Source organism: bacterium, assembly GCA_030247525.1.
Taxonomy (GTDB): Bacteria; Electryoneota; JAOADG01; order JAOADG01; family JAOADG01; genus JAOTSC01.
Genome location: JAOTSC010000184.1, coordinates 1 through 6,265, shown reverse-complemented (window position 1 = coordinate 6,265; position 6,265 = coordinate 1). Strand labels below are relative to the sequence as shown.

Annotated in this window: 5 protein-coding genes; 4 read left to right on the top strand and 1 reads right to left on the bottom strand. The window is 45.6% G+C overall.

Going from position 1 to position 6,265, the window contains the following annotated elements; all coding sequences use genetic code 11:
* The first annotated feature begins 80 nt into the window (after positions 1–80).
* From OEM52_13155 to OEM52_13145, 3 genes are all read left to right on the top strand, one after another.
* Positions 81–530: an MOSC domain-containing protein gene (locus tag OEM52_13155; GenBank protein ID MDK9701085.1), complete on the top strand. Its 450-nt coding sequence runs from the start codon at positions 81–83 to the stop codon at positions 528–530.
* Between the two features lie 9 nt (positions 531–539).
* Positions 540–1,280, top strand: coding sequence for a sulfite exporter TauE/SafE family protein (locus OEM52_13150; protein ID MDK9701084.1), 741 nt, complete (start codon positions 540–542; stop codon positions 1,278–1,280).
* Between the two features lie 254 nt (positions 1,281–1,534).
* On the top strand, positions 1,535–2,449 hold the full coding sequence (locus tag OEM52_13145) for a hypothetical protein (protein MDK9701083.1): 915 nt from the start codon (positions 1,535–1,537) through the stop codon (positions 2,447–2,449).
* A gap of 222 nt (positions 2,450–2,671) precedes the next feature.
* Here OEM52_13145 and OEM52_13140 read toward each other — a convergent pair whose 3' ends face one another.
* Positions 2,672–3,286, bottom strand: a complete 615-nt coding sequence (locus OEM52_13140; protein MDK9701082.1) for a hypothetical protein — start codon at positions 3,284–3,286, stop codon at positions 2,672–2,674.
* 530 nt (positions 3,287–3,816) lie between these two features.
* Here OEM52_13140 and OEM52_13135 point away from each other — a divergent pair.
* Positions 3,817–6,265 (top strand): serine/threonine-protein kinase (locus OEM52_13135; GenBank protein ID MDK9701081.1); only part of this gene is annotated, 2,449 nt, incomplete at its 3' end.

Sequence of the window (6,265 nt, the reverse complement as noted above, 5' to 3'; positions counted from 1 at the left end):
CCCGGCGAAGTGATTGAATTACGGGCAGGTGATGTTGTAGAATTTCAATTCTTGTCATCAGCTCAATTGGGAATCACCCGATGATAGGAAAAGTTATCGCTTTGTCGATTAGCACCGAAAAAGGTGTCCCAAAAACGAATGTTGAGAAAGTTAGAATCATCGAGTCTTGGGGTATCGCAGGTGATGCACATGCTGGTGATTGGCATCGGCAAATCAGTTTGCTATCGCTTGAAAGTATAAACCAGATGCGGATAAAGGGAGCCGATGTTCATCCTGGAAATTTTGCCGAGAACATTACCACTTCTGGAATCGATTTGTTGCAGATTCCAATTGGTGGTCGCATTTGGGTTTCTGATGTCGAGTTAGAGATAACACAAATTGGGAAAGTATGCCATTCCCATTGCGCAATCTTCTACTCGGTAGGTGATTGTATAATGCCGCGTGAGGGGGTATTCGTGAAAGTGTTGCACGGCGGTGAAGTTAAGGTGGGCGATATGATTACAACGATAGCAGTAGAAAAGGATTCGTGAGTTAATGCAATGGAAACGACCGCGTTAACTCTATTAATTCTACTTGTAGCGATTCTCTATTCATCTGTTGGTCACGGTGGTGCTTCTGGATATTTAGCAGTGTTAAGCCTCTTTGCTTTTCCCGCGAAAGAAGCAAGTACAACCGCTCTTGTGCTAAATGTAATCGTATCCGGTATTGCGTTCTGCAATTTTACCGGAGCAGGATTTCTCAATAGAAAGACAGCTTTGCCATTTTTACTGGGATCAGTTCCCGCCGCTTTTTTGGGTGGTTATTTTCCTATCCACCAAGCAGTATTCGATGGACTACTCGCTTGTGCCTTTGTTGCCGCTGCGTTCCGGATGTTACTGCCTTTGAATGAAACACCAGTCGATAAACTCAAGTCACCAAAATCACTCATTTTATCGATGATTGGTGCATCGATTGGAGCGCTATCTGGAGTTGTCGGAATCGGTGGTGGAGTTATTCTTAGTCCGGTGCTACTTTTTTTCCGATGGGCAACCATTAAACAAACGGCTGCCATTGCCGCACTCTTTATCTTAGCGAATTCGTTAGCTGGGTTAGTCGGTCGCTTAGTATCAGGTCAGTTACTCTTGGGTAATCTTACCCCAATGATTGCAGTAGCGATTCTGGGCGGATGGCTTGGTTCAAGTAACGCAGCAAAACGGTTTGCACCGGTTCAAATCAAATATCTTTTAGCGATTGTACTGCTAATTGCTGCAATTCGAGGTGTCACTCGCATCATTCAATGATTTCGGACTGTCTGAAAAAACAAGCCCTTTCCTTATTGTTAACAACCGGTTAAGGTGTATTGTAGCAGTATCAACACAAAATATATGCAATAAAAATGTGATCCAGATTACACCCAACGTTTGTAACGATTCTTGCCCATTTGACTTGGAAGTTTCATCCGTTTACCATCGCTCCTTGTTAAACAACCGGTGTATAGTATCACTTCCGGTTTTGTTGAATGGTTTGAAACACTACAATCAGTTAGGAGTATATTATGAAGATGAGTACAGCGGCTCTACTTGTAAGCATTGCATTTGTTGCAATTGCTGTCTCAATGAGTGGATGCAGTGGCGATGACAGCAGCAGTAATCCAACTGGTCCGGGAGGCATTAATCCGAATGATGGCCCCTCCGCATCCAGTATTTTTAGTGGATACTCAGCATCGGTTCATCAGGGAATTGCGGGTTTGACTTTCTCCCAGAATCCGAGTATGACGCCCGGTTTTCTATACTATTTGAATACGGCAGTAGTGATTTCTCGTACCACTGCAGCAGAAATTCAAGACCCACCATCTTCCGAGCCAACCGGATATGAAGATAGTTGGTATGTTCATCGCGACACCGTTAACCAGCAGGCAATATTGACAAAAATGCGATGGACGCCGAATCCATGGCGGGGCGGTGGTGCACCGGCTAAGTTTGAGCAGGAGCATTCGACTACGTATACCGCAAGTAGTACAACCACTACCACCACAATCGCATTCATGAATGAGCGAAACACCAACGGTAAATTCTCTGGAACGTGGAACAACAGTGTTGACGTATCTTTTTCGATTCCTGGAATACCTGCGCAGCGCTATGAATCACCCTATGATTGGAGTAATGTTGACTGTTCGCGAGCTAATAGTTTGTACACATCTCCCGAAGGCTCGTTTCATGCTGTGGGAGTTGCATATTTGGGAATGAATCAAACCAACCAATTGGTTTCGTACAATTTTGAAGGTACTTGGGTGATACCAGCTTCGGTGGCGAATGGCGATTCGATTGGTGTGCTTCGCGTTGGTGGAGAGAATTTTGCAAGTTACTTTTTTACCGGATTCAACAGTGTGCTCGGAGTATACAACGGCAGTTATCGGTTGTTAGGCGGAAGCGATCAATCGCTTCATCCCTTTACAATGGGCAACCAGTAGCAGATCGTTAATTGCATATCCAAAGAGCCGGAACATCGTCCGGCTCTTTTTCATGGTAGGTATTTGGAGATCGTGGAAACTCATTCTTACCAGCAACTAAATGCAATCGCCATTGCTCCGGTCCGAGAGAGCAATGGAGATTTACATTGAGAGAGAGATCATGCAATACAAACGATAGTGAGTCTCTGCGGTTTATGCAGATTATAACCTATCGAGTATGTATTACCAGGATTCGATCATCTCGTCGACACCAGAGATTAGGTAATAGCTAAAGTGTGTCGTGTAGCCACGGACGATCCGGTGTTCGCGATCGATTTCTGAACGGATCGGTTCAAAACGGCGAAGCGCTTCGTTCCAGTAGAAAATCTGCAATAGACTGGTAGAAGCTAACAAGGGATAGTGATTTGCATAAGAAATCTCAATGGTAACCTCGCCATTGAATCCGATGTTGTGGGGACCGTACTCGACCGCGGGATAGGGCTTGTTGTCAACATAAACGGTAGCAAGTAAGGTACCTGGTAATGTGCCTACAGGAAACTTGACACCACAGTTTTCGACAATAACTCCTTGGACTACCGGCGCTGACGGGTTTACAATACTTTCGGTGTACGCATCTTCCAAGACCCGCATTGGGTTTTGGCTGGCGAGAACATGTGCGCCATTAGGTAGTAGTCGTTGAATTTCCGCAAGATCGGCGGGCAGTGGTACTCGCTCAACTTGGTTGGTGCTTGCTGAGCCGGGGGCTACTGCATTACGGACGCAACCACTGAAAACTAATACTAATGCTGAGATAGCGAACGAAATTAAAAGGATGTACTTCTTGGAACGGACCTGCATGATTCCTCCATTGCCCGTACTGGGCGGTGTTTTTGAGATTCCGAAATCGTCTTCGGAGTTGGATTCACAGAGGTAGATGTCTCTGTATCGAAACACTATTTGGCAACTCCTGTGCCAAGACACGAAAAACACAATTTGAAGGATGTGATGCACTGCACAATCAAGCGCTGCTTGCATACAAAAATAAAATATGCTTCGTAAGTAATTGAATATATATAGTATATAAAGTTTAGTATTGATTGGTAACGTCGGAGACTGGGCCAAACTGATTGAAATGGGAAGTAAGTATTGGAAAAGCTATGTAAAGGGAAGATTTTGCCGCAGGAGGAAAATGTTACCTAAGGAAGAACTTGAGCTGATTCTCCTTACTTCTGATATAACCATGTAAAAAACAATTAGATGCTGTTACGTTTCCGAGCATGCCTCAAATCAGACCAAAACTCTCTAATTTGAACAAACGAAAGAATTTGTATCGTGAAATTCATCAAACTACCTTGCTTAGACAGTTACACGCTTCATGGATTGCTGACTTGTTTCCTTATCTCCTTGATCATCGCTACACGATTCACGAGACTGCTGGTAGCGGTGCCGTGGGAGCTGTCTATCGTGCATTCGATCGTTGGAGGAACGATACCGAAGTCGCGGTGAAGCTTTTTCATAACCGCACGAATGCTAACTGGCAAGCGCTGTTAAATGAATTTTCGTTTTTTGCTCCAATTCGACACCCTTCCTTCACTCACTTATTCTCCATTGGAATAGATGAATCCCTGCACTCTCCATATCTCGTGATGGAGTGGATCAACGGAAAACCTCCCGACACTTTTGACTGGAGACAAGATTCCAATCGTGTGTTAGCGTTTCTTATTGAGTTATTGCGAGCCTTACATTTTCTACATGCGAATAACATTGTACATCATGATTTGAAACCCGGGAACCTCAAAGTTACCGAACTCAATAATGGTGTTTCGGTCAAGTTGCTTGACTTCGGACTTGCCGGTCGTACGAGAAATCGTAGTCGTTTACGCGGGACATGGGATTACTTACCGCCCGAGCGTTGGGGTGAGAAAATCGCTTTACCCGGTATCGATTTGTATTCGGTTGGTATAATTCTGTTTCAAATTGTTACCGGGCATATTCCTTACACCGAGCTATCACCTGCGCAGGCAGTGCGCCGCCGAGGCGAAGCGCCTTTGCCGGATGTTCGCAGTGAAGCCCCTTGGGCAGAACCGTGGTTAGTCGACTTAATAGCAAGATTAACCGATCCCAACCCGGCGAATCGGTTAACCTCCGCTCGACAGACATTGCACTTTATCTCCGAGGCGGTGTCGCCATCATTTCCTTACGAGTCAGTAGAATCCTTTTCCGGTTACTTCGACTCTTTTATTCCCGTACCGGCATTATCATCTTTCCTTAGTACCACTGTTGTCGAAGAATCTCGTAGTACGATAACTAAGGTAGACATCGACCCATATCTGTTGCCGGAAGATCAAGTAATCGGAGCGGCGATTCCGTTGCTAACGAGTGGAATCCCCGTTGCAACTGTTCAAACATGTGAGTATTGGAAGGCATCGACTCATGAGTTAATAGAGCAATGGTATCAAGCGAAAGTGAATGCAGAGAAGAAGCCGCTGATTCTGTTAATTGACTCAAAGCAAGACGTCCAGTCAAACATCGCTTCTTCCACGACAGAACGCATCATACGATTCGGTGTCACCGATGATTCGATTGATACTTCTCAGCAAGTTCGCGATAACGACAAGTTTCACTGGAGCTTGCCGCCACGTGATCGCAAAGAAACCGAGCAGTTTGTTCGCCAAATGCTTCCTGCGCTTGTCGCACCCGACAGTTGGTTCGACTGGCTCCAATTGACTTCAGCAGGATTCGATCATTTCTTGAAAAAACGCATCATGGAGGCGTTTGCCGAGGGGTGGTTGGTTCCTACTCTCGAAGGTTGGGCGATTCAGCGAACCGAGATGCCATCGATACTTCCAGTCGATTTAACAAATCTGTATCGCAATTGGATCAGTCGAGTTCCCCAAACCATTCTTCAATCGGCAGGAGTTATTGCTTTATTCCCGCATGGGATTCCACAAAGGTTGCTCTCTGAATCGATCCAGGTCGATTGGCGAACGATTCAAACCACGCCTTCGGTTTATCGGTTGATTCAAATCGACGATGGTGAAGAAGGGGTGATACGGTTTTACCCTCCGGCTGTTCGAAAAATGTTAGAGTACACCGTCGACACCAGTGCAACCGACAATGTCTATCGCTGGTTGAGAGAACATGGGAAAAGTGAGTTAAAAGAACTGTGGCAAATTTCGGCACTGGTGCACATCGCAGCGCAACGATTCGATTACAATGCAGTTGAAACCGGATTATCGAGCCTGCAAGACATCAGATCCACCGACCCCTTGGATGACGATACGTTTGCTCGGCTGTTACGATTGCGTGATAATCCCGAATGCCCTCAGAGTTTACGTGGAAGAATCAGTTCGATTTGGGGAAAACAATTAGTTATTACAGGAGCAATACCAGCAGCGCTGACGGTTTTATCTGAAACCTGGCTGGAGTCGAGTAACAACAAAGAGGACCGGCTATCTGCCGCAAACTCATTTGCAATGCTGTTGTTACAGAAGGGGCAACTCGATAAAGCAGAGCCTATTTTCGCAGAAGTTGTAAGGGATACCCCGAATTCGTTGAGGGAATTGCAAGTTATTGCTTATGCAGGACTTGCATGGATTGCGACGGTGCGACAGAACTGGGAGGACGCTGCAAAGTATGCCGGGGAAGCATTGGCATTGTGCAATGCCAAAGAGTTAACCCATGACCGACTTCGTGCGCTAAATGTTCAAGCGATGATTGACTACCATGTAAAGCACGATTTAGATGCCGCTGAAAAAAACTGGTCAGAATGCTTAAAGATTGCTCGTCATGTGAAGATTCACCGATCAGTCTGCGACACTTTGAATAACCTGGGGG

What these genes read in the sequence shown, in the direction of transcription:
- OEM52_13155 (MDK9701085.1), top strand. Translation starts at nt 81, where the DNA reads ATGATAGGAAAAGTTATCGCTTTGTCGATTAGCACCGAAAAAGGTGTC.
- OEM52_13140 (MDK9701082.1), bottom strand. Translation starts at nt 3,286, where the DNA reads ATGCAGGTCCGTTCCAAGAAGTACATCCTTTTAATTTCGTTCGCTATC.
- OEM52_13150 (MDK9701084.1), top strand. Translation starts at nt 540, where the DNA reads ATGGAAACGACCGCGTTAACTCTATTAATTCTACTTGTAGCGATTCTC.
- OEM52_13145 (MDK9701083.1), top strand. Translation starts at nt 1,535, where the DNA reads ATGAAGATGAGTACAGCGGCTCTACTTGTAAGCATTGCATTTGTTGCA.